Origin of the sequence: Nocardia sp. NBC_00403, assembly GCF_036046055.1 — a bacterium.
Classification (GTDB): domain Bacteria; phylum Actinomycetota; class Actinomycetes; order Mycobacteriales; family Mycobacteriaceae; genus Nocardia.
The window spans coordinates 2080152-2105806 of the sequence record NZ_CP107939.1; the positions used below are offsets into that span (position 1 = coordinate 2080152).

General features: G+C 66.7%; 2 protein-coding genes and 2 pseudogenes. All 4 read left to right on the plus strand.

All coding sequences use genetic code 11. From position 1 onward, the window contains the following. Window positions 1–235 precede the first annotated feature (235 nt). Window positions 236–7588 carry an amino acid adenylation domain-containing protein gene (locus OHQ90_RS09230; protein ID WP_442941355.1) on the plus strand — a complete coding sequence of 2451 codons (7353 nt, stop codon included), beginning with the start codon at window positions 236–238 and terminating at the stop codon, window positions 7586–7588. A 203-nt stretch (window positions 7589–7791) separates the two neighbouring features. After that, a pseudogene (locus OHQ90_RS09235) lies at window positions 7792–13548 on the plus strand (amino acid adenylation domain-containing protein); the annotation flags it as partial. Between the two features lie 27 nt (window positions 13549–13575). Next, the gene (locus OHQ90_RS09240; protein ID WP_328409112.1) at window positions 13576–13743 is read left to right on the plus strand and encodes an AMP-binding enzyme; all 168 of its coding nucleotides are present in this window, start codon (window positions 13576–13578) and stop codon (window positions 13741–13743) included. Window positions 13744–14247: 504 nt separating this feature from the next. Further along, window positions 14248–25470: pseudogene (locus OHQ90_RS09245) on the plus strand (amino acid adenylation domain-containing protein); the annotation flags it as partial. Between the last annotated feature and the right edge of the window lie 185 nt (window positions 25471–25655).

The following is a 25655-nucleotide window of genomic DNA, read 5'->3' on the forward strand; positions in this document are numbered from 1 at the left end:
GTGAAGTCGCTCACGGATTGGGTATCGGTAGCAACACAGGACGAATTCCGGCCGATAGTCCAACGATCGGCGCGCATGATGCGCTGCCGGTCCGGTAGCTGCCCGAGCCGGGCTCGGTGATGTGCGTTGCTTATATGATTGTCGGGCCGCGCGCCAAGGACCTCGAGTCCTTGGTCTCTTGGTGGCCTGGTGCGGTCGTGCGGCTGTGCTCTATGTGAAGGGTGAAAGTACTCGAATGGATGGTCCTCGTCGTTCTGTGCGCGGAAACCGTCGACGACGGTCGGGCGCCCCATTATTCGGACAGTTGCTCACCGCGTCGGTCGAGTCCGCTGCCGAGGCGGTGGCGATCCGATTCAACCCGACCGGTGACCCGGCCGATCAGCGCGAACTCAGCTACCGCGAGTTGGACGAGACCTCGTCCCGGCTCGCACGTGAGCTGATCGACCGCGGTGTCGGCCCTGGAAACTTCGTTGCCGTCGGCATCACCCGCTCGGTCGATTCGATTGTGTCGATGTGGGCAATCGCGAAGACGGGCGCGGCATTCGTGCCGGTCGATTCTTCCTATCCGCCGGATCGCATCGAATACATCCTGTCGGACTCCGGCGCGAGCCTTGGTTTGACCACCACGGCGCACCAGGATGCGCTGGGGACGTCGATCGAATGGATCGCACTGGACGATGACGTGCAGGCCGACCGCATCGCGGGCCGACAAGCGCATCCCATCTCCTACGCCGACCGCATCGGCACACTCACCGAACAGCACCTCGCCTACATCATCTATACCTCTGGCTCCACCGGTCGGCCGAAGGGCGTCGCGGTCACCCACACCGGGCTGTCCGCCGTCGCGGGCGTCCGCGAGAAGCTCGAGGTCACCGCCGACGCCCGTGTGCTGCATGTGAGCTCGCCGAGCTTCGACTTCTCCATCATGGAGTTCTTCATGGCGTTCACCAGCGGAGCGACGCTGGTGGTCGCGCCACCGGGCGTGTTCGGTGGGGCCGAGCTCGCCGAGCTGTTGCGCCGCGAACGGGTCACGCACGTGATGATCACACCGGGCGCGTTGGATTCGGTCGATCCCACCGGGTTGGACGATCTGCGGTCCCTGGTGATCGGTGGCGAGCGCTTGCTGCCCGAGCTGATCGGGCGCTGGGTTCGCGACGGCCGCAAGGTGTACAACTTCTACGGCCCGACCGAGACCACCGTCATCATGACCGCCTCCGACCCACTGAGCGTCGGTGATCCGATCACGATCGGTAAGACCCTGGCCACCAGCATCGGCGCCTTCATTCTGGATGGGCGGATGCGTCCGGTCCCGGTCGGTGTGACCGGCGAATTGTATGTGGCAGGTCCTGGCCTCACCCAGGGCTATCTCGGGCGGCCCGGGTTGACCGCGGAGCGGTTCGTGGCCAGCCCGTTCGGTATCGAGGCGGGCGATCCGGGGGCGCGGTTGTATCGCACCGGCGATGTAGTGCGCCGCACCGAGTCCGGTGATATCGAGCATTTGGGCCGCTCCGACTTCCAGGTGAAGATCCGTGGTCTTCGCATCGAGCTCGGTGAGATCGACAGCGCGCTGAGCAATCACCCGGATGTCGACTTCGCGGCGACGTTGGGGCGCACGCTGCCGTCCGGTGTGACCGCGCTGGTGTCCTACGTGCTGCCGCGGGCGGATGCGAGCGGGAACCGGGTCGGGGTGGATACCGCGGCACTCGCCGCGCATGTCGGGGAAACGCTGCCCGCCTACATGGTTCCCCAGGCGATCATGGTGCTCGACTCGATTCCGCTGAACCCGGTCGGCAAACTCGATCGTGCGGCACTGCCGGAGCCGGTGTTCGCCGCGCGCGAGTTCCGAGCGCCGACCACCAGGACCGAACAGGTTGTCGCCGAGGTGTTCGCCGCGCTGCTGACACCCGACGCGCCGGACGCCCGGGTCGGTGCCGACGACAACTTCTTCGAGCTCGGCGGTAACTCGCTGCTGGCCACCCAGGCCGCGGCGCGCATCGGTAGCGCGCTCGACGTGCGGGTGCCGGTGCGGTTGATGTTCGAGGCGTCCACCGTCGAGGCGCTCGCCGCACGGGTGGAGGAAGAGGCCGGAGCAGGTACCGGACCAGCGTTGCAGGCCCGAGTGCGTCCGGAGCGGATTCCGCTGTCGTATGCGCAGCAACGGATGTGGTTCCTCAACCGGTTCGATACGGCCAGCGGTGTCAACAACATTCCGCTCGCGGTGCGGTTGTCGGGTGCGCTCGATATCGACGCACTGCGGGCCGCCGCGCGTGACCTGGTCGCCCGCCACGAGGTGCTGCGGACGGTGTATCCGGAGATCGATGGCGAGGGCACGCAGGTCGTGCTGCCGATCGACGATGCTCGCGCCGTGCCGGAACTCGACGTCGTGCCGACCACTACGGCGGAGCTGGCCGAACTCGTCATCGGTGTGGCGGTCTCCGGATTCGATGTTGCCCTCGCGCCGCCGATCCGGCTCCGGGTGTTCCGGCTGAGCGAATCCGAGCACGTGCTGGTCTGCATCGTGCACCACATCGCCGCCGACGGCTTCTCGATGGGACCGCTCACCCGCGACCTGATCGCCGCCTATTCCGATCATGCGCGCGGCGCGCAACCGCAGCTGCCGCAGCTCGCGGTGCAGTACGCGGACTTCGCGATCTGGCAGCGCGAGGTGCTCGGCGCCGAAGACGATCCGGAGTCACTGCTCGCCAAGCAGATCGCCTTCTGGCGCGATGAATTGGCCGGGCTGCCCGAGCAATTGGAACTGCCCGCCGATCGGCTCCGGCCCGCGGTGATGTCCAACCGGGGCGATTTCTTCGACTTCGACATCGATGCCGAAACCCATGCTGCGCTGAACCGGCTTGCTCAGAAACATAATTCGACGCTGTTCATGGTCGTGCACGCCGCCCTGGCCGTGCTGCTCGCACGACTTTCCGGTACCAGGGATATCGCGATCGGCACCCCCGTCGCTGGTCGCGGCGAGGCCGCGCTCGACGACCTGATCGGCATGTTCGTCAATACCGTTGTGTTGCGCAGCGATGTCGACCCGGAGCTGTCCCTCGACGAGCTGCTGCAGAAGTTCCGCCAGATCGATATCGCGGCATTCGGACACGTGGACGTGCCGTTCGAGCGGCTGGTGGAACTGCTCGACCCGGCGCGTTCGATGGCAAGGCATCCGCTGTTCCAGGTGATGCTGCTCTTCCAGAACATGACGCCGACCGCGCTGGAACTGCCCGGGCTCGCGGTGTCGGGTGTCGACCTCGGTGTCGCGATGGCCAAGGTCGATCTCGAACTGACCATCGTGCCGCGTGAAGACGGCGGTGCGCCGAGCGGTATGTCGGCCTCGTTCACCTACGCCGCCGACCTGTTCGACCAGGCCACGGTGGCCGGGTTCGCGCAGCGCTTGAGCAAGGTGCTCGCCGCGATGGTCGATAACCCGGGGCAGGGCGTCGGTGCGGTCGAGTTGCTCGAGCCTGCCGAGCGGCAGCGAATCCTGGTGGACTGGAACGACACTCGTCACCCGGTTGCCCAGGAGCTGCTGCTGGACGGGTATCGGCGCGCGGCTGCGACCCACCCCGATGCGGTGGCCGTGGTGTACGAGGGCGCGGAGCTCACGTATCGCGAGTTCGACGAGCGGGTCAACAAGCTGGCCAGGTTGCTGATCAGCGAGGGTGTCGGCGCGGAATCGCTGGTCGGTCTCGCGGTTCGGCGTTCGCTCGATCTGGTGGTCGGCATGTATGCGATCGTCGCCGCCGGTGGTGCGTATGTGCCGCTGGATCCGGATCATCCCGGCGAGCGGATCGCGCACATCCTCGATACCGCCGCGCCGGTCTGCGTGCTGACGACAACCGCCGATGCGGTCGACGCCGTCGCGCCCGTGCTGTATCTGGACACGATCGACCTGGAACGGTTCTCGGGTGCTCCGATCGCGCCGGGAGAGCTGCTGCGCCCGGTCTCGGGGCACAACCCGGCCTACGTGATCTTCACCTCGGGCTCTACCGGTCGACCGAAGGGCGTGGCGATCTCGCACACGGCCATCAACAACCAGATCGAATGGATGCTCGCGCAGTACCCGCTCGGTCCCGACGACGTCTACCTGCAGAAGACCGCAACCACCTTCGATGTATCGCTGTGGGGCTACTTCATGCCGCTGCGCGCGGGGGCCAGGCTGGTCGTCGCCACCCACGACGGTCATCGCGACCCTGCCTACATCGCGGAAACGATTGCCGCGCAACGTGTCACAGTCACCGACTTCGTGCCGTCGATGCTGACGGTGTTCGCGACGCACACCGCGCCCGGCGCCTGCCCGACGCTGCGTGAGGTGTTCGCCATCGGTGAGGCGCTGCCGCCGGAGACGGTGGGGGCGTTGGCCGCGGTTTCGGGCGCGACGGTGCACAACCTGTACGGGCCGACCGAGGCCGCGGTGTCGGTGACCTACTGGCCTGCTCGCGTCGGTGAGCTCGCCACCGTCCCGATCGGCCTGCCGCAGTGGAACACTCGGGTATTCGTGCTGGATTCGCGGTTGCGGCCGACGGCGGCGGGTGTGGTCGGCGAACTCTACCTGGCCGGTGACCAGCTGGCGCGCGGTTATGTGGCCCGGCCGGATCTGACAGCGGATCGGTTCGTTGCCAACCCGTTCGAGCAGGGCGCCAGGATGTATCGCACCGGCGACCTGGTCGTATGGCGGGAAAACCCGCTGCGGCTCGAATATCTGGGTCGTACCGACTTCCAGGTGAAGTTCCGTGGTCAGCGCATCGAGCTCGGTGAAATCGAGACGGCGCTGCTCGCTCAGCCCGCCGTGAGCCAGGCGGCGGCACTGGTGGTGCCGTCGGTGACCGGCGATCAGTTGGTCGGCTATGTGGTGCCGCGGCCGGGTCAGCAGATCGAGCAGCAACAGTTGCTCGCCGCGATCTCGGAAGTCCTTCCCGCCTATATGGTTCCGGCCGCACTCGTGGCGCTCGATGCCTTCCCGCTCAACACCAGCGGCAAGCTCGATCGCAAGGCGCTGCCCGCACCGACCTTCACCGCTCGCGAATTCCGGGCTCCGGTCACCCAGTCGGAGGAGATCGTCGCCGCCGTTTTCGCCGAGGTGCTCGGCGTCGAACGCGTCGGCGCCGATGACGACTACTTCGCCATGGGCGGTAACTCGCTGCTGGCCACCCGCGCAGTCGCCAGGATCAACGACGCGTTGGAAACCAATGTCACGGTGCGCGATCTGTTCGAAGCCTCGACCGTCGCCGCGCTCGCGGCCAGGATCGTGCCCGGCGTCGGACGTGATTCGGCGACCCGCCCCGCGCTGGCCAAGGCCGAACGGCCGGAGCTGATTCCACTGTCGCTCGCTCAGCAGCGGATGTGGGTGCTCAACCAGCTCGATACCGAATCCGCCTCCTACAACCTGCCTTTCGTGATTCGGCTGACCGGAGCACTCGATGTGACGGCGCTGCGTCTCGCTGTGGAGGATGTGCTGGTCCGGCACGAAGCATTGCGCACGCGGTTCCCGACGACGGGTGTCGGTGGCCAGGCCCGTCAGGAGATCTTGTCCGCGGCCGAAGTGTTGCCGGAGGGACTGCAGGTCGAGACCCCTTCGGATGTGCTCGCTCGTGTCACTGAGCTGGTGTCCGCCGGGTTCGACGTCACCGAGCAGGCACCCGTTCGGGTCTGCCTGCTGGCCAACGGCACCGCCGACGACCACCTGCTCGTCCTTGTGGTGCACCACATTTCGGCCGACGGCGCGTCCTTTGCGCCACTGGCCCGTGACATGATGGCCTCGTACATCGCTCGGATCGGCGGCGAAGCCCCCGGCTGGGCACCACTGCCGGTGCAGTACGCCGATTTCGCGCTCTGGCAACACGCTGTCATCGGCACCGACGACGACGAGAACTCGGTGGCGGCACGGCAATTGTCGTACTGGCGCGAGCAGCTGTCGGGATTGTCGGGGACGCTGGAATTGCCGCTGGATCGCCCGCGTCCGACGGTGCCGTCGAACCGCGGTGCGTCGGTGGGCTTCACCATTCCGGCCGAAGTGCACGAGGGTCTGATTCGCATCGCGCGTGAGCACCGGTCCTCGCTGTTCATGGTGGTGCACGCGGCGCTGGCCGTGCTGCTCGCCCGGCTCTCCGGCAGTTCGGATGTCACGATCGGCACGCCGATCGCCGGTCGCGGCGAGCGGGCGCTGGACGAGCTGGTCGGCATGTTCGTCAACACGCTGACGTTGCGCACCTCGGTCGAGCGGACCGCGAGCTTCGAGGAATTGCTCCTGCAGGCGCGCGAGGCGGATCTATCCGCCTTCGCCAACGCGGACATCCCCTTCGAGCGGGTGGTCGAGGCCGTTGTGCCCGGTCGCTCGGCCGCGCAGAACCCGCTGTTTCAGGTGATGCTGTCCTTCCAGAACCTGGAGCAGCCCACGCTGGAGCTGCCGGGCCTTACCGTCGGTGCGCTGGATTCCGGCGAGATCGCGGCCAAGTTCGATCTGCAGCTCGTCGTCGAGCCCCTCCTGCTCGCGGACGGGAAGCCCGGCGAGATCGCCGCGGTATTCAACTATGCCACCGACCTTTTCGAGGAGTCGACGGCGCAGGCATTCGGTCGCAGGCTGACGCGCATCATGGCGGCCGCGGCCGCCGATCAACAGGTGCTCATCGGCGACATCGATATCCTCGACGCCGAGGAGCGTGACCGGGTGCGTATCGGACCGGCCGCGGCCCCCGAACCGAGTGTCGTAGGACCGGCCTCCGGTGGGACCAGGCTGACCCAGGCACTGGCCGCGGCGGTGGACGACGATCCCGACGCACCTGCGCTGGTGTGGGGCGAGGACGAAATGTCCTACCAGCAGCTCGATGCCCAGTCCTCGCGCCTGGCCAGGGTACTGATCGGGCATGGTTGCGGTCCCGGTGTCGGGGTGGGGGTCCGGCTGGATCGCGGCACCGACTCGGTGGTCGCGGTGTGGGCGGTGCTCAAGGCGGGTGCCGCGCTGGTACTGCTGGCTACGGCCGATATGCCGTTGCCCGCCGCACCGGTCGTCAAGATCGGGCTGACCGCCGGAGGGCAGCCGGTCGATATGGGTGGTGTCGACTGGCTGCGACTGGACGATGCGGCGGTGATCGCCGAGATCGCCGAGCAATCGGCGCGCCCGGTGACCTACGCGGCTCGCAACGGCGTGCTGCGCGGCGAAGATCCGGCACTGGTGGTCGCGGCGAGCGGCGTGACGATGACCTACGACGAGTTGGCCGTAGCCACCGATCGGCTGCGCACCCGTACCGGCCTGACCGTCGAGTCCCGCACCTTCCAGTGCGGACGGCCGGATTCGCCTGCCGCCTTGCTGGAAGTGGTGGCCGCGGGAGCGACCGGTGCCGCCTTGGTCGTGGTTCCCGGCACCGAGCTTGCGGTGGCCGATCTGGCGACTTCGCTGGCCGATGAGTGGGTTACCCATCTGCTCGCCGATCGGTCGACCCTCGACGCCATCGATACCGCGTTGCTGGAAGACCTTCAGGCCGTCGTGCTCGATGACGGGTCTACGGTCGAATCGGTGTCGGTGTCGGTGTCGGGGTCGGCCGAGGTGGTCCTACTCGAGGAGCTGCTGATGGTCAGGTGCTGGTAACGAACCAAGGCTCGCGAGATCGGTATCTGCTTCTGTGGCGTACGCACAGTTACTTGTAAAACAAGCGACAGGAAGAGTTCTGCAATGCTCGGTGTGTTCGGGAATGGGCAAACGGCCCCGCGGTACTGCGGTCGAACGGTGACGGTGGCATGAGCTGCCCCACTCGCGCACGTCCCACCCGAACCCGCAAAGCCCGCGTCACAACGCTGCCGCAGCTGATGGCGACCGCCGTGGAGTCGAACCCCGGCGGTGTCGCGCTCGTCTTCGCCGATGCCACGACGACCCACGCGCAGCTGAGCTATGCCGAACTCGACGACCGGTCGACCCGACTGGCCCGACTGCTGATCGACCATGGGATCGGACCCGAAGATCTTGTCGCGGTGGGCATTCCGCGGTCGGTGGAGTCGGTGGTCGCGGTGTGGGCGATCGCCAAGAGCGGTGCGGGCTTCGTTCCCGTCGACCCGAACTATCCGGCCGATCGTGTCGCGCACATGGTCTCCGATTCCGGAGCTGTGCTCGGACTGACCGTGGCGTCGGTGCGCTCCGACCTGCCCGGCCAGGTCGAGTGGCTGGAAATCGATACCCCGGAGCTCGGGCGGCTGCTGCGGCAATTTCCGGCGGATCCGGTCACCAACGCGGATCGGGCGCGCCAGTTGCGCGCCGAGCATCCCGCCTATGCGATCTACACATCGGGATCGACGGGCCTTCCGAAGGGCGTGGTCGTCACCCAGGCCGGTCTGTCGAGTTTCTGTGACGAGCAGCGCGAGCGGTATCGGGTGACGTCCGCGTCGCGGACGCTGCATTTCGCATCGCCGTCGTTCGACGCGTCGGTGCTGGAGTTGCTGCTTGCACTCGGTGGCGCCGCGACGATGGTGGTGGTTTCGCCAACCGTCTATGGCGGTGACGAGCTGGCCGAGTTGCTGCGCAGGGAGCGGGTGACGCACGGGTTCATCACCCCGGCCGCGCTTGCCTCGCTCCCGCCCGAGGGGCTCGACGAGCTGCGTGTCGTGGTGGCGGGCGGTGAAGCGTGCCCGCCGGAATTGGTGCGGCGCTGGGTCTTACCGATTTCCGGTGGAACTCGCGAGTTCTTCAATGGTTACGGTCCCACTGAGACCACCATCATGACCAACATCTCCGCACCGATGACGCCCGGCGAGCCGGTGACGATCGGTGGGCCGATCCGCGCGATCACGGAGTTCGTGCTGGATGATCGGCTGGCTCCGGTCCCGGACCGGGTGCCGGGCGAGCTCTACATCTCCGGGGCACAGCTGGCTCGCGGATATCATGACCGGCCGGGGTTGACCGCTGTCCGGTTCGTCGCGGATCCCTTCGGCCCGCCCGGCTCTCGGCTCTACCGCACCGGTGACCTGGCCCGTTGGACCGTGGACCAGGAGTTGGAATACCTGGGGCGTAACGATTTCCAGGTAAAGATCCGTGGCTTCCGTATCGAACTCGGTGAGATCGACGCGATCTTGGCCGCCCATGAGACCACCGATTTCGCTGTCACCATCGGGCACGAACTCGACAGCGGCAGCACAATTCTCGTGTCGTATGTGCATGGCGCGAACGGCATGTCCGCGGATCCGGAGCAGTTGACGGCGTTGGCCGAGCAGAGCCTGCCCGCCCATATGGTGCCGACCGTCATCATGGTGCTCGACGAGATTCCGCTGACGCCGGTCGGCAAGTTGGATCGCCGGGCGCTGCCCGCACCACAGTTGCGCACCAAGGTTTTCCGTGCCCCTTCGGATCCGTTCGAGACCGTGGTGGCGAGTATGTTCGCCGAGGTACTCGGTACCGACGAGCAGGTCGGCGCCGACGATGACTTCTTCGCGCTCGGCGGAAACTCGCTGATCGCCACCCAGCTGATGGCCCGTTTGGGTGCGGCGCTGGATACCCGCGTTCAGGCGCGCTGGCTGTTCGAGACGCCGACTGTCGCAGGACTGGCCGCTGTGCTGGCGGAGCATTCGGGCTCCGGCGGACGTACCGCGCTGGTCGCCGGTCCACGGCCGGAGCGGATTCCCTTGTCGCTCGCGCAGCAGCGGATGTGGTTCCTGAACCGGTTCGATCCGGAGTCGACGGCCTACAACATTCCGATCGCGGTCCGCTTGCGTGGTGCGCTGGATACCCGAGCTCTCGCCGCGGCTGTCGCGGATCTCGTTGCCAGGCACGAGGTGTTGCGGACCATTTACCCGGAGACCGAGGACGGTCCGGTGCAGGCGATCCTGCCCGCGGAGCAGGCCGCGCCGCAGCTGGACGTCCAGGTGGTCGGCGCGCAGGAGATCGAGTCCGTGGTGGCGCAGTTCCTGTCGACGGTCTTCGATGTGACCGCCGAGGTGCCGTTGCGAGCCGGGTTGTTCCGGCTCGACGAGTCCGATAGCGAATACGTCCTTGCGCTGGTTGTGCACCATATCGCGGGCGACGGGTCCTCGATCGGTCCGTTGACACGTGATCTGATGACGGCGTACGCGGCGCGATCGGTGGACCTGGCGCCGGAGTGGGCGCCGCTCGCCGTGCAGTACGCGGACTTCAGCATCTGGCAGCGTGAACTGCTGGGTAGCGAGGACGACGCGGAGTCGTTGGCGGCCAAGCAGATCGCGTACTGGCGTGGTGCGCTCGCGGAGCTGCCGGATCAGTTGGATCTGCCGACGGATCGGCCGCGGCCCGCGGTGCAGTCGTTCGCCGGAGGCAAGGTCGAGGTGCGAATCGACGCCGAAACGCACCGGGGCTTGGTGCAATTGGCGCGGGGCGAAGGCGCAACGCTGTTCATGGTCGTGCACACCGCACTCGCGTTGCTGCTGGCCCGTTTGTCGGGAACCGACGATATCGCCATCGGCACACCGATGGCGGGTCGTGGTGAGCGTGAACTCGACGACCTGATCGGCATGTTCGTCAACACCCTGGTGTTCCGGACCCGGATCGACGCGGGCGAGTCGTTCATGGATTTGCTCGCGCGTCAACGGGAATCGGATATCCAGGCGATGGCGCATGCGGATGTGCCGTTCGAGCGACTTGTCGAGGTGCTCAACCCGGTGCGCTCGACCGCGCGCCATCCGCTGTTCCAGGTGGGTCTGTCGTTCCAGAACCTGGCCAAGTCCGAACTGGCGTTGGCGGACCTGACGGTATCGGGTGTGGATTTCGATGCCGCGGTGTCGCAGTTCGATTTGCACTGGATCGTGGGCGACAGCTACGACGCGGAGGGAAATCCGGCCGGGATAGGTGGAGCCCTCACCTACGCCATCGGCTTGTTCGACGAATCGACGGCGCGTGACTTCGTCGAGCGATTCCAGCGGTTGCTCAGTGCGATTATCGCCGCGCCGCGCGCCGCGGTCGGTGACATCGACATGCTCGATGCGGCCGAGCGGGTCGCGTTGGTGGTCGGCCGAAACGCCACCGAACATCCGGTGGATTCGGCGGCGACCTTGGTGTCGCTGCTGGACGCGACGACGACCGCCGCACCGGATGCGGTGGCATTGGTCGGTGCCGACGGCAACTCGATGACCTACCGTGAGTTGGACGCGCGAGTGAATCGCCTCGCCAGGTACCTGATTTCGCAGGGCGTCGGCCCGGATGCCAGGGTTGCTCTTGCCTTGCGCCGCTCGGTGGACCTTGTGGTCGCTATGTATGCGGTGGCACGGGCCGGTGGTGCTTATGTTCCGGTGGATCCGGATCAGCCTGCCGAGCGAACCGGCTACATCCTCGAAACTGCCCGGCCCGTGTGCGTGCTGACCAGCGCTGCTGAGGACTTCGCCGATACGGTGGCACCCGTGGTGCGGATGGAAGCGCTCGAGCAGGCAGGTATTTCGGACGCGCCGATCGCCGATGCGGAGCGCGTTGCGCCGGTGGATCCGAGGCACGCCGCGTATGTGATTTTCACGTCCGGTTCGACGGGGCGTCCCAAGGGCGTCGCGGTCTCACACGGTGCCATTGCCAACCAGTTGCTCTGGAAGGCAGCAGAATTCGGGCTCGGTCCGGGTGACGCTGTGCTGTTGAAGACGGCCGCGACGTTCGATCTTTCGGTGTGGGAGTTCTGGTCGGCGACCGTGTGTGGCGGCAGGCTGGTTATCGCCGCGCCGGACGGGCATCGCGACCCGGCCTACTTGAATGACCTGATGGCGCGCGAATCGGTCACGACACTGCATGTGGTGCCGTCGATGCTCGACGCGCTGTTGGAGGGCCGCCTGCCCTTCACGCTGCGCCGGGTGCTGGCCATCGGGGAGGCGCTGCCCCGCGCGCTTGCGCAACGCTTCCTGCGCACCTATCCGGTGAAGGACCTGTTCAACCTCTATGGTCCGACCGAGGCCGCGGTGTCCATCACCAGCCATCGGGTGACCGCCGCAGATACGGTGTCGGTGCCGATCGGTCTGCCCGAGTGGAACAGCCAGGTCTATGTGCTCGATGCGCGGCTGCGGCCCGTCCCGCCCGGCATCGCCGGGGAGTTGTACCTCGCGGGCGCGCAACTGGCCCGCGGCTACTTCGGCCGACCGGATCTGACCGTGGATCGGTTCGTGGCCAACCCCTTCGGGTCGGGCAGCCGCATGTATCGTACCGGCGACCTGGTGGTCTGGAATACCGCCGGCGTGTTGGAGTACCGGGGCCGCACCGACTTCCAGGTGAAGGTCCGTGGTTTCCGTATCGAGCTGGGTGAGATCGAGGCCGCGCTCGAGGTGCTGCCGTCACTCGCTCAGACCGCCGTGCTCGCGAAGTCCGACACCAAGACCGGTGATCGCCTGGTGGCCTATCTGGTGCCTGCCGATCTTGCCGCGGGTGTCGATGTGGCCGAGGTGAGGTCCGCGCTCAGTGCTGTCCTGCCCTCCTACATGGTCCCCGACGCTTTCGTGGTGCTGGATGCATTGCCGCTGAATATGAACGGCAAGCTGGATCGAAAGGCGTTGCCGGAGCCGGAGTCCACCGTGCGTGCCTATCGGGCACCGGTCACCGAGTGGGAGACACTCGCCTGTCATGCGTTCGCCGAGGTGCTCGGTGTCGAGCGAATCGGCTTGGATGACAACTTCTTCGAGCTCGGTGGCAATTCGCTGGTAGCCACCAAGTTGGCCGCACGGCTGGGTGCGGCACTGGCCCAACAGGTTCCGGTGATGCTGTTGTTCACCGGACCCACTCCGGCGGAACTGGTTGCCCAGTTGCAAGCACGCGGAGTCGGCCGGCTCGATATCGGCGCCGCGTTCGATGTGATGCTGCCGCTGCGTCGATCCGGCACGGCCGCGCCGCTGTTCTGTATCCATCCGATCGGTGGCATCGCCTGGTCGTTCGCGGGCTTGGCGGCTCATCTCGATCGGGACCGGCCGATCTACGGTTTACAGTCGCCGGTGCTCGGTTCGGATGAGGCGCTACCGGATTCGATCGACGACTGGGCGCGCCGCTACGTCAAGGAAGTCCGCGCGGTACAGCCCGAAGGGCCGTACCACCTGCTCGGCTGGTCACTGGGCGGTGTGCTCGCGCACGCCATGGCGGTGCAGTTGCAGAGCGAAGGCCAGCAGGTCGCGCTGCTCGCGATGATGGACAGCCATCTGGTTGCGACGCATGCGACGGCGGCCGTGCCGATTGCCGAACTGCTCGGCGGACTGCTCGGCGGCCAGGCAACCGATCTGAGCCTCGGCGCGGACGTGGACGTGACCGAGCTCGCGCGGCGACTCGCCGACCTGCCCGAGCCGTTCGCGTCGTTCGGCGCCGAGCGGATCGCCCGGGTGTTGGAGGCCGGTATTCGCTCGGCGACCTTCATCGGTGCGTACCGTGCGCGACCGTTCGTCGGTGATGTCGTGTACTTCACCGCCGCCCACGATGATGCGACCGGCAGCGCGGGTGCCGGGACGTGGGTCGACGCGGTATCGGGCGCTGTACACAACTATCCGGTGCAGTCCACGCATTGGCGCATGACGACCGATTCCGCGCTGACCGAGATCGGCACGGTCTTGGGTGCGGTCTTGCCGCGCTCGGCGGTCTAGACGAGCGCTTGGGCGAGAATCTGAACCGTGCGCACATGCGACGGAGGTGAAATCGAGACGGCGCTGCTCGCTCAGCCTGCCGTGAGCCAGGCGGCGGCACTGGTGGTGCCGTCGGTCAGCGGCGATCAGTTGGTCGGCTATGTGGTGCCGCGGCCGGGTCGGCAGATCGAGCAGCAGCAACCCGTATCGGCCTGACCGTCGAGTCCAGCACCTTCCAGTGCGGACGGCCGGACTCGCCTGTCGTGCTGCTCGAGGTGGTCGCGGCGGGAGCCTCGCTGGTCATTGTTCCCGACGCCGCCGATCCGGCGACGTCGCCGGCCGATGAATGGGTCACCCACCTGCTTGCCGATCGCACGACCCTCGACGCGATGGATATGACCTTGCTGAGACAGTCGTGCTCGATGCGGGGTCGACGGTCGCGGCGGTAGCTGTGCCGGGGTCGGTCGCGCCCGTCTTGCTCGACCAGCTACTCGACGTCGGGGAGCCAGTAACGAACCCACGTCCGCAATCGGTATCTGCTGTGGTGGGGCACGCCCCTGCCATGTGTTCTTGCGTTGACAAGCGGTTGGGATGTTCTGCGATGTTCGATGTGTTCGGGAATTGGCTGGTGTCCCAGCGTTGCTGTGATCGATTGGTAGCGCAAGCATGAGCCGCCCCACTCGCGTCCGTCCCACCCGAACCCGCGGAGCCCGAGTCACCACGTTGCCGCAGCTCATGGCGACTGCGGTGGAGTCGAACCCCGGTGGCGTCGCGCTCGTTCACGCCGACGCCACCACGACGCTCGCACAGCTGAGCTATGCGGAACTCGACGATCGATCCAACCGGCTGGCCAGACTCCTGATCGACCACGGCGTCGGGCCGGAGGACTTGGTCGCCGTGGGTATTCCGCGGTCGGTGGAGTCGGTGGTCGCGGTCTGGGCGATCGCCAAGTGTGGCGCCGGATTTGTTCCCGTCGACCCGAACTATCCTGCCGATCGTGTCGCGCATATGGTCTCGGATTCCGGTGCCGTCCTGGGTTTGACCGTTGCTTCGGTGAGTGCCGACCTACCCGACCGGATCGAGTGGCTGGAAATCGACACCGCCGAGCTGGTACAGCTGCTGGGGGAGTACCCGGCCGATCCGGTCACCAATGCCGACCGGGCACGGCCACTGCGTGCTGCGCACCCCGCCTACGTGATTTATACGTCCGGATCGACGGGCGCGCCGAAGGGCGTGGTCGTCACGCAGGCGGGGCTGTCGAGTTTCTGCGATGAGCAGCGTGAGCGCTATCGGGTGACTACCGCATCGCGGACCCTGCACTTCGCGTCGCCTTCCTTCGATGCGTCGGTGCTGGAATTGTTGCTGGCGCTCGGTGGGGCCGCGACGATGGTCGTGGTGTCGCCGACCGTCTACGGCGGTGACGAGCTGGCCGAGCTTTTGCGTCGGGAGCGAGTGACGCACGGGTTCATCACCCCGTCCGTCCTTGCTTCGCTGCCACCCGAGGGACTCGATGAGCTGCGGGTTGTGGTTGCCGGTGGTGAGGCCTGCCCACCAGAGCTGGTGCGGCGCTGGGTATTACCGATATCCGCGGGAACCCGCGAGTTCTGCAATGGTTACGGGCCCACCGAGACCACCATCATGGTCAATATCAGCGCCCCGATGACGCCGGGCGTGCCGGTGACGATCGGCGGCCCGATTCGTGCGATCACCGAATACGCGTTGGATGCGCAGCTGACGCCGGTACCGGACCGAGTGGTCGGCGAACTCTATGTCTCCGGGGCGCAGCTGGCCCGTGGATATCACGATCGGCCGGGGCTGACGGCAAGCCGGTTTGTGGCCGATCCGTTCGGCCCGCCCGGCTCTCGGCTCTATCGCACCGGTGACCTGGTCCGCTGGACCGCGGATCAGGAGCTGGAGTATCTCGGGCGCAACGATTTCCAGGTGAAGATCCGCGGCTTCCGGATCGAGCTCGGCGAGATCGACGCGGTCCTCGCCGAACACGAGACCGTCGATTTCGCCGTGACCGTCGGGCACCAACTGGAGAACGCCGGCACGATCCTCGTGTCGTATGTGCACGCCGCCAACGGTTTGCCGGTGGATCCGGCGGAGCTGACGGCGCTGGCCGAGCGCAGCCTGCCCGCGCATATGGTGCCGACCACCATCATGGTGCTCGACGAGATTCCGCTGACGCCCGTCGGCAAGCTGGATCGGGGGGCACTGCCGACACCGCAGTTGCGCACCAGGGCTTTCCGCGCCCCGTCGGGGGTGATCGAGACATTGGTTGCCGACACTTTCGCCGAACTCCTCGGTACCGATGCAGCGGTCGGCGCCGATGACGATTTCTTCGCACTCGGCGGTAACTCACTGATCGCCACGCAGCTGACGGCCCGCTTGGGCGCGGCCCTGGATACTCGCGTTCGAGCGCGCTGGCTGTTCGAGACGCCGACCGTCGCAGGGGTGGCCGCCACGCTGGCGGAGCATGCGGGTTCCGGCGGCCGCGTCGCACTGGTAGCCGGTCCGCGGCCGGAGCGAATTCCACTGTCGCTCGCGCAGCAGCGGATGTGGTTCCTGAACCAATTCGATACCGCGTCCGCGGCATACAACATCCCGGTTGCCGTGCGACTGTCCGGTGATCTGGACCTCGCCTCGCTGCAGCTGGCCGTCGCGGATGTCGTGGCCCGTCACGAGGTGCTGCGCACGGTCTACCCGGCACACGATGGCATCGCGTACCAATCGGTGCTGCCGCCCGGGCAGGCGGTGCCGGACGTCTCCCCGGAACTGGTCGATGCCGCCGCGTTGCGGGAACAGATCGGCGGTCTGGTGGCCGCGGGCTTCGATGTGACCACCGAGGTCCCGTTGCGCGCCAAGCTGTTTCGGGTCGATGGTGTCGACACCGCCGCCGAATATGTGCTGGTCCTCGTCGCGCATCACATCAGTGCCGACGGCTGGTCGATAGGACCGTTGACCCGTGACTTGATGCTGGCGTATGCGGCACGCAGTGGCGGCGATGCACCAGCATGGGCTCCCCTGCCGGTGCAGTACGCGGATTTCGCACTGTGGCAGCGGGCTGTGCTCGGTTCCGAATCCGATCCGGAATCACTTGCCGGACAGCAGTTGTCGTACTGGACGCAGGCGTTGGCCGGGTTGGCGGACGAACTGAACCTGCCGTCGGACCGGCCGCGTCCCGCGGTGCAGTCCTTTGCCGGTGGCCGCATCGATTTCGTGATCGATGCCGAGCGGCACGCGGCGTTGGTCCGGCTGGCGAAAGAACACAACGTCACCCTGTTCATGGTGGTGCACGCCGCGCTTGCGGTGCTGCTCGCGCGATTGTCGGGTGCGGACGATATCGCCATCGGTACTCCGGTGGCCGGTCGTGGTGAGGCCGAGCTCGACGACGTGATCGGCATGTTCGTCAACACCCTTGTGCTGCGCACCGAGGTGGCGGGGCAGCTGAGTTTCCTCGAGTTGCTTGCTCGGACGAGGGAAGCCGACCTACAGGCCTTCGCGCATGCCGATCTGCCGTTCGAGCGGCTGGTCGATGTGCTGAGCCCGGAGCGCTCCTCGGCGCGGCAGCCGCTGTTCCAGGTGATGCTGTCGTTCCAGAACCTGCCCGATGCCGATTTCGAGCTCCCCGGGTTGCGGATCGGTGCGGTGGACTTCGAGGTCGAGACCGCGAAATTCGATCTGTCGCTGACCATTCAGGCAACGACGGGCAGGGATGGCGGCATGGCGGCCTCGCTGTCGTTCGCCGAGGATCTGTTCGACGCCGCCACCGTCGCCGGTTTCGTCGAGCGATTCACCAGGGTGCTCGCGGCGGTCACCGGTAATCCCGACGCGCCGGTGGGCGATCTGCCGGTGCTGGCCCAAGACGAGTACGAGATGCTCACCCGGGTGCATCCGGTCGATGTCACGGGTGCGGACCTGTTGCCGGATATCTTGACCCGCGGTGTGCGATCGGGCGCCGACCGCATTGCGGTGCGGTATCGAGGACGGTCGATCAGTTACGGCGAATTGGACGAACACACTTCGCGATTGGCGCGGGTGCTGATCGATCGTGGTGTCGGTCCGGACCAGCTGGTTGTGCTGTGCTGCCCCCGCTCCTACGAGACAGTCGCGGCCATGATGGCGGTGGCGAAAGCCGGTGGCGCGTGGGTGCCGGTCGACCCGACGAACCCGCGGGATCGGGTGCGATACATGGTCACCGATTCCAAGGCGGTGCTCGGCGTCACCTTCGCCGAATATGTCGACGAACTGCCCGACGACGTGGAGTGGCTGGTTCTCGACGATCCGGAGGTCGAGCAGTTGTGCGCGGCGCAGTCCGCGGCTGCGGTCACCGATGCCGATCGGTTGGCGCCGTTGCACATTCGGCATCCCGCCTACGTGATCTACACGTCCGGCTCGACGGGGCGCCCCAAGGGTGTCGTGGTCACCCATACCGGCCTGAGCAGCTTGCTCGACTACGCGATCGAACTGCACCAGTTCGGGCCGCAGCATCGAATGTTGCACGTGCGCACCACCATTGCCGACCCTTCGGTGCTGGAATGGATGTGTGCCTTCGCCACCGGCGCGACCTTGGTGATCGTACCGTCGACCATTATCGGCGGACCCGACCTGAGTGAACTGATCCGTGTCGAGCGCGCGACACACACGATCATCACCCCGGCGGTGCTCGGCACCTTGGATCCGACCGGGATGGACGACCTGGTTGTCGTCGATGTCGGTGGAGATGTCACGACAACGGAGCTGGTCGACAAGTGGCAGCCGGGCCGCAGGTATCTCAACGCCTATGGTCCGACCGAATCCACCATCACCTGCTCCTATGGTGATCTGGTCGCCGGGCGGCCGGTGACCATCGGGCCGCCGGTGCCGGGGACCTCGGCGCTGGTGCTGGACGGCAGGCTCAATCCGGTCCCGCCGGGTGTGGTCGGCGAGTTGTATCTGGCCGGCGCCGGATTGGCCCGCGGCTACAACAATCGCGCGGAGCTGACTTCGGAGCGTTTCATCGCCAATCCGTGGGGCGAGCCGGGTGCCAGGATGTACCGGACCGGTGATCTGGTGCGCCGGGTGCCCGAGCCGAACGGTCCGGTCGGTTGGACACTGGAGTATCTGGGGCGCACCGACTTCCAGGTGAAGATCCGCGGTTTTCGCATCGAGCTCGGTGAGATCGATGCGGTGCTCGGCAGCCATGACGATGTCGAATACGTGGTCACAATCGGCCGCGAGACCGCAGCGGGCGCACAGATTTTGGTGTCGTATGTGCTGGCGGCGCCAGGTCACGTGGTCGATCCGGCACGCCTCACCGAGTTCGCCGCGCGCAGTCTCGCGCCGTACATGGTGCCCGCGGCGATCGTGGTGCTCGACGAAGTTCCGTTGACTCCGATCGGCAAGTTGGATCGTAAGGCGTTGCCGGAGCCGCAGTTCAAGGTGACGGTGTCGCGTGAACCCGTCGGTGTGGTGGAGTCGCAGCTTGCCGGGTTGTTCGCCCAGGTGCTGGGTGTGGATCGGGTCGGTGTCGACGATTCGTTCTTCGCGGTCGGTGGCGACAGCATTATGTCGATCCAATTGGTGTCGCGGGCCAAGGCGGCCGGGATCGTGTTCACCCCAAGGGATGTGTTCGAGCAGAAGACGGTGGCCCGGCTGGCCCGGGTCGCGGTGGACGTGGGGGATATCGCCCTGGTGGAGTTGGCCGAGCTGCCGGGTGGTGGTGTCGGTGAGGTCCCGTTGACGCCGGTGGTGGCCGCTTCGCTCGCTGCCGGTTCGTTCGGCCGGTTCGCCCAGGCCATGGTGCTCGGGCTGCCGGAGGATATCGACCACGCGGGTTTGGTCGCGACCGTCGGCGCGGTGCTCGATCATCACGACGTGCTGCGCTCGCGCGTATCGCAGGTCGATGGACGCTGGCGCTTCGAGGTGCAGGCCCACGGCGCTGTCGACGCGGCCGCGCTGGTGCGCGAGGTCGAGGTACCCGCCGGCGTCGACGACACGGAGCTGAACCGAATCGGCAGCGCCGCTATGGATTCCGTGCTCGATGCGCTGGATCCCGCCGCGGGCGTGATGCTGGCTTTGGGGTGGGTGCGCAGGCCGGACGCACGTGACGCGCTGATCGTCGCGGCTCATCACGATGTGATCGACGGTGTGTCGTGGCGCATTCTGATCCCGGATCTGGTGCTGGCCTGGATTCAGCGCGCGTCCGGGCAGGCTGTCGCGCTGCCCGCCACCGGCACGTCGTTCCGGCGCTGGGCGCACGGTCTGGTCGAGGAGGCCGCCGGTGCCGCTCGGATCGGTGAGCTCGACTACTGGCGCGGGTTGCTGGCGGCATCGGATCCGCTGCTCGGCATCCGTGCCCTCGATCCCGCGGTGGACACCCATGCGACGGTGCGCCAGTTCGCGGTCCAGGTGCCGGTCGAGGTCACCGATGCGGTGTTGACCAAGGTGCCCGCGCTGTATCGGGGTGGTGTCAATGACGGTTTGCTCGCGGCGCTCGCTCTCGCGGTGCGTTCGTGGCGGGCCAGGCGCGGCATCGACGCCCCGGTTACTCGGGTGCGGTTGGAAGGACACGGCCGCGAGGAGGATGCGGTCCCCGGTGCGGATCTGACGCGCACCATTGGCTGGTTCACCAGTCTCTATCCGGTGGCGGTCGACCTGTCCGGTGTCGACATCGATGCGGCCAACGCCGGCGGGGCGGCCACGGCGGCCATGCTGAAGTCGGTGAAGGAGCAGCTGCTCACGGTGCCGGACAAGGGCATCGGATTCGGCATGCTGCGCCACCTCAATCCTGATACCGCCGCTGCGCTGGCCGGCGATCTCGGGCAGATCGGGTTCAACTACCTGGGGCGGGTCTCCACGGGCGGGCTGCCCGAAGGGTTGGCCGACGCGGGCTGGCTGCCGACCGGCGATCTGGGTGATCTAGGCGTGGAACTGGATCCCGCCATGCCCGCCGCCGCGGTGGTGGACATCAACGCGATTGTGGCCGATACGGACGCGGGCCCGCTGATGAATGTCATGTTCCAGTACGCCGGTGAGATCATCGACGAGGCCGCGGTGCGCGAGCTGGCCGATGATTGGCTTGCCGCGCTGACCGCGGTGGCTCGGCATGTGGCGGATCCGGCGGCCGGTGGTCTGACGCCGTCGGATGTGCCGCTGGTGCGAGTTTCCCAGGCGGAGTTGGACATCTGGCAGCGGGAGCATCCCGGTCTGGTTGATGTGTTGCCGCTGTCACCGCTGCAGTCCGGGTTGCTTTTCCTGATGGATCTGCTGGCCGGATCGGTGGATGCCTACGTCACCCAGTTGGCGGTCGAGCTGTCCGGCGATCTCGATCTGGATCGGATACGTCGTGCGGCGCAGGCGATGCTGGACCGGCACGCGAACCTGCGGGCCGCCTTCGTACCCGCCGCGGACGGCACCCAGGTGCAACTGATCGCCGATGGCGTACAGGTGCCGTGGCGGATTGTCGACGCGGTGCCGGATGCTGATCTGGTGTCGCTGATGGCGGCCGATCGACGGCTCGGATTCGAGCCGACGACAGCACCGCTGTTGCGATTCACGGTGTACCGCACTGAAACCGGGCGTACCCACCTGGTGCTGACTTCGCATCACATTCTGCTGGATGGCTGGTCGACGCCGCTGCTGATGAAAGACCTCATGGTCTTCTACGCGACGCACGGTGATGCGTCGCTGCTGCCGCGGGTGCGGCCCTATCGTGATTACCTGGCCTGGCTGTCAGCGCAGGATCGGGAACTCACCGTGCGGGCCTGGGGCGCGGCGATGGACGGGGTGGAGCCGACCCTGCTGGCCCCGGCGCTGCCCGCGCCGCCGGCATCGGCAGCCGGCTTCGGTACCAATACCTTCGAGCTGTCCTCGGCAGAGCTGACCGCGTTCGCCGCCGCGGCCGAGGTTACCGCCAACACGGTGGTACAGGCCGCATGGGCGCTGGTGATCGCTGGTATCACCGACCGCGAGGATGTGGTGTTCGGCGCCGCGGTTTCCGGGCGCCCGCCGCAATTGGACGGTGTCGACGACATGGTCGGACTGTTCGTGAACACCATCCCGGTCCGGGTTCGCTTCGATCCGCAGATGACGGTGCACGAGCTGTTGGGCAGGCTGCAGGGTGAGCAGGTTGCGCTGCTGGATCATCACTACCTCGGATTGGCCGATGTCCAGCGCACCGTCGGTGTCGGCGAATTGTTCGACACACTGGTGGCTTTCCAGTCCTACCCTGTCGATGCCGACGGTTTGCAGCAGGCGGGCAGCAGTATCGACGGCCTCGCGGTCGCGGGGTTGCAGTCGGCCGAGTTCACGCACTACCCGTTCTCCGTGCAGGTCGAGATGGGCGCCCAGATTCATGTGAAGGTGATGCACCGGCGCGACACGGTGACCGACGCGGTGGCGCGCGACATCGTGGCACGATTGCGGATCCTGATCACCGAATTGATCACGGCACCGCAACGCAGCATCGCGGCGACGAACTCGGTGCTCGACGCCGCGCAAACCGACTTGATCACGCAGGCCAAGTACTGGCGCGCCGCGCTGGCCGAGCTGCCGGATGAGCTGAATCTGCCCGCGGATCGGCGCCGTCCCGCAGTCCGATCGGCCATGGTCGGGCAGGTGCTGTTCGCCGTCCAGGACTCGGTGTACCAGGGACTTCAGGCGATGGCCCGCGAGCGGAACACGACGATCTTCACCGTTGTGCACACCGCGCTCGCGGTGTTCCTTGCGCGGATGTCGAGCACCGACGATATCGCCGTCGGTGCGCCGGTCGCGAGTCGATACGTGACCGAATCAGATAGTGCCACAGGCGCATTCGTCAATTCGGTGGTGCTGCGCACCCTGGTGCGTGGCAAGATGACGTTCGCCGAACTGCTCGCGCAGGTGCACGCCACGGAACTGGATGCGTTCGCGCACGCCGACATTCCGTTCGATCAGCTGGTCGATCTGCTGACCCCGGAGCGCTCGGCGGCTCGGCACCCGCTGTTCCAAGTGGCGCTCTCGGTCGACACCGACACCGACACCGACACCGATGCCGGGGTCGATACCGAACAGCTCGATCTGGCACTGAACATCCGCCGGTCGGACGACGGCGTGCACGCGGCGTTCGCCTATGCGCGCGATTTGTTCGACGAGGACACGGTGCGGGTGTTCGCGGAGCGATTCGTCCGATTGCTGGACACGATGCTCGCCCGGCCGGATGCGCCGGTCGGTGATGTGTCCCTGCTCGCTGAATCCGAATACGAATACCTGACTCGGGTGCGGCCGAACCAGTCGATGGCCGGTGTGAGTCCGGTGGGGACCGAGCGAACACGGCCGGCCACCCTGCCGGAGCTGATGGCGGCTGCGGTGCAAGCGAACCCCCTCGGTACCGCCGTCGGCTTCGCCGATGCGACGACGACATCGGCGCAGCTGACCTACGCCGAACTCGACAAACGGTCGACCCGGCTCGCATGGTCGCTGATCGACCGCGGGATCGGTCCCGAAGATCTTGTGGTGGTAGGAATTCCGAGGTCGGTGGAGTCCGTGCTCGCGGTGTGGGCGGTGGCCAAGACGGGCGCGGGATTCGTGCCGGTCGACCCGAATTATCCGGCCGAGCGGATCGCGCACACGGTGTCGGACTGCGGTGCGGTGCTCGGGCTCAGCGTCGCTTCGGTCCGCGACGACCTGCCGGACCAGGTCGAATGGCTGGATATCGACGCGCAGGGATTCGGTGCTGCGGGGGCGGGGCATCCGGACGCACCGATTACCGATGACGACCGCGTGCGGCCGCTGCGCGCCGAGCATCCGGCCTACGTGATCTACACATCAGGGTCGACAGGCACGCCGAAGGGCGTAACGGTTACCCAGGCCGGGCTGGCAGGCTTCTGCGAGGAGCAGCGCGTTCGGTACCGGGTGACGAGTGCCGCGCGCACCCTGCATTTCGCGTCCCCCGCTTTCGATGCGTCGGTGCTGGAGCTGCTCCTCGCACTCGGCGCCGCGGCAACGATGGTGGTGGTCTCGCCCGCGGTCTACGGCGGTGGCGAACTAGCGGCGCTGTTGCGCCGCGAGCAGGTCACGCATGCGTTCATCACCCCGGCAGCCCTTGCATCGGTGGATCCGAGCGGCCTCGACAACCTGCGTGTCGTGGTTGCCGGGGGTGAAGCATGTCCGCCGGATCTGGTCCGGCGTTGGGTCTTGCCGATCGGGCAGCAGGGCACCCGCGAGTTCTTCAATGGCTACGGGCCGACCGAGACCACGATCATGACCAACATCAGCGCCCCGATGGTGCCGGGTGCGCTGGTGACGATCGGCGGCCCGATCCGCGAGATCGGCGAGTATGTCCTCGACGAGCGGCTACGGCCGGTGCCCGATGGCGTGATCGGCGAGCTCTACATTGCCGGGGCACAGTTGGCGCGCGGCTATCACGCCCGCCCTGGGCTGAGCGCGGGACGGTTCATTCCCAATCCGTTCGACACCAGTGGTTCTCGCATGTACCGCACCGGCGACCTGGTGCGGTGGACTGCGGACGGTGAGCTGGAATACATGGGGCGCAACGACTTCCAGGTGAAGATTCGCGGTTTCCGTATCGAGCTCGGCGAGATCGATGCGGTGCTCGGCGCGCACGAGAATGTCGACTTCGCGGCCACCATCGGCCACGAACTCGACAACGGCACAACTATTCTGGCCGCCTATGTGCATGTGGTCGGTGCGGCCGAAGTCGATGCCGAGGAGTTGACCGCATTCGCACAGCAGCGGCTGCCCGCGCACATGGTCCCGACCACCATTACCGTGCTCGACGATATTCCGCTGACGCCGGTCGGCAAGCTGGACCGTCGTGCGCTGCCGGAACCGGTATTCGCGGCGCGGCCGTTCCGTGCGCCGTCGACGCCGGTCGAGAAGATTGTCGCGCGGACGTTCGCCGAGGTGCTCGGTCTTACCGAGGGCACCGACGGTAGTGCGGCGGATCATCGAATCGGGTTGGACGACAACTTCTTCGAACGTGGCGGAAACTCTTTGGTCGCCACGAAACTGGTGCGCCTGCTGAGCACGGAGCTCGGCGAACGTATCCCGGTTATGTGGGTGTTCAACGCGCCTACTCCGGCGCAGCTGGCCACCGAGGTGGAACGGCGCCGCGGCGGCCAGGTCGCCGATGATTCCGCGTTCGACGTGTTGCTGCCGTTGCGGCAGTCGGGATCGCTGGAGCCGCTGTTCTGCATTCATCCGGTCGGCGGTCTGTCCTGGTCGTTCGCTGGTCTGGCCGCGCACGTCGATCGGGAGCGGCCGATCTACGGTTTGCAGTCACCCTCGCTCGGCTCCGACGAAGCACTGCCGAATTCGATCGAAGATTGGGCGCGGCGCTATATCAAGGAGATCCGTTCGGTGCAGCCGCAGGGGCCGTACCACTTGTTGGGCTGGTCGCTCGGTGGTGTCATCGCGCACGCCATCGCTGTGCAGTTGCAGGACGAGGGCGAGCAGGTCGGTCTGCTGGCGATGATGGACAGCTTCTTGGCCACCGCCATTGATGTCGAGGCCGTCGAAGCCGACACCACACCCGAGCCGATACCGATTGCCGAGTTGGTCGGTGGATTGTTCGGTGACGTCGACCTGGGCCTCGATGCGGACATCGACGTGGCAAGGCTGGCCGACCAGTTGGCAGGACTGCCGGAACCGTTCGCCTCGTTCGGCCCCGAGCGGATTACCCGAGTGGTCGATGCGGGTATTCGATCGGCAGCCCTCATGTACGAGTATCGCGCCCGCCCCTTCCATGGTGACCTCGTCTACTTCACCGCGGCCCACGATGCGCCCGCCGGTAGCGCAGGCGCCGCGACATGGGTCGAAGCGGTCGATGGCACCGTGCGCGACTTCGACGTGGCGCAAACGCATTGGCGGATGACGGCTGGCTCGGCGCTGGCCCGCATCGGCTCGGTACTGGCCCAGGTGTGGGCGGGTTCGCCCGATAGTGCTGCCGCTGTCGAATAACACCTGGTAGCAGGTAATATTCGACGCCGGCCGGGATCGAGTCGGGAGTGTCCGACGCGATCCCGACCGGCACCGCGCTCGACCGGATCGCCGAGGTGCTGACCGCGAGCTCGAGGTGCACGGCATTATGAACCATTGACCAGTCAGAACATTCGCCGAACGACTCGCGTCAGCCCGGCTCGCCG

What these genes read in the sequence shown, in the direction of transcription:
- OHQ90_RS09230 (WP_442941355.1), top strand. Translation starts at nt 236, where the DNA reads ATGGATGGTCCTCGTCGTTCTGTGCGCGGAAACCGTCGACGACGGTCG.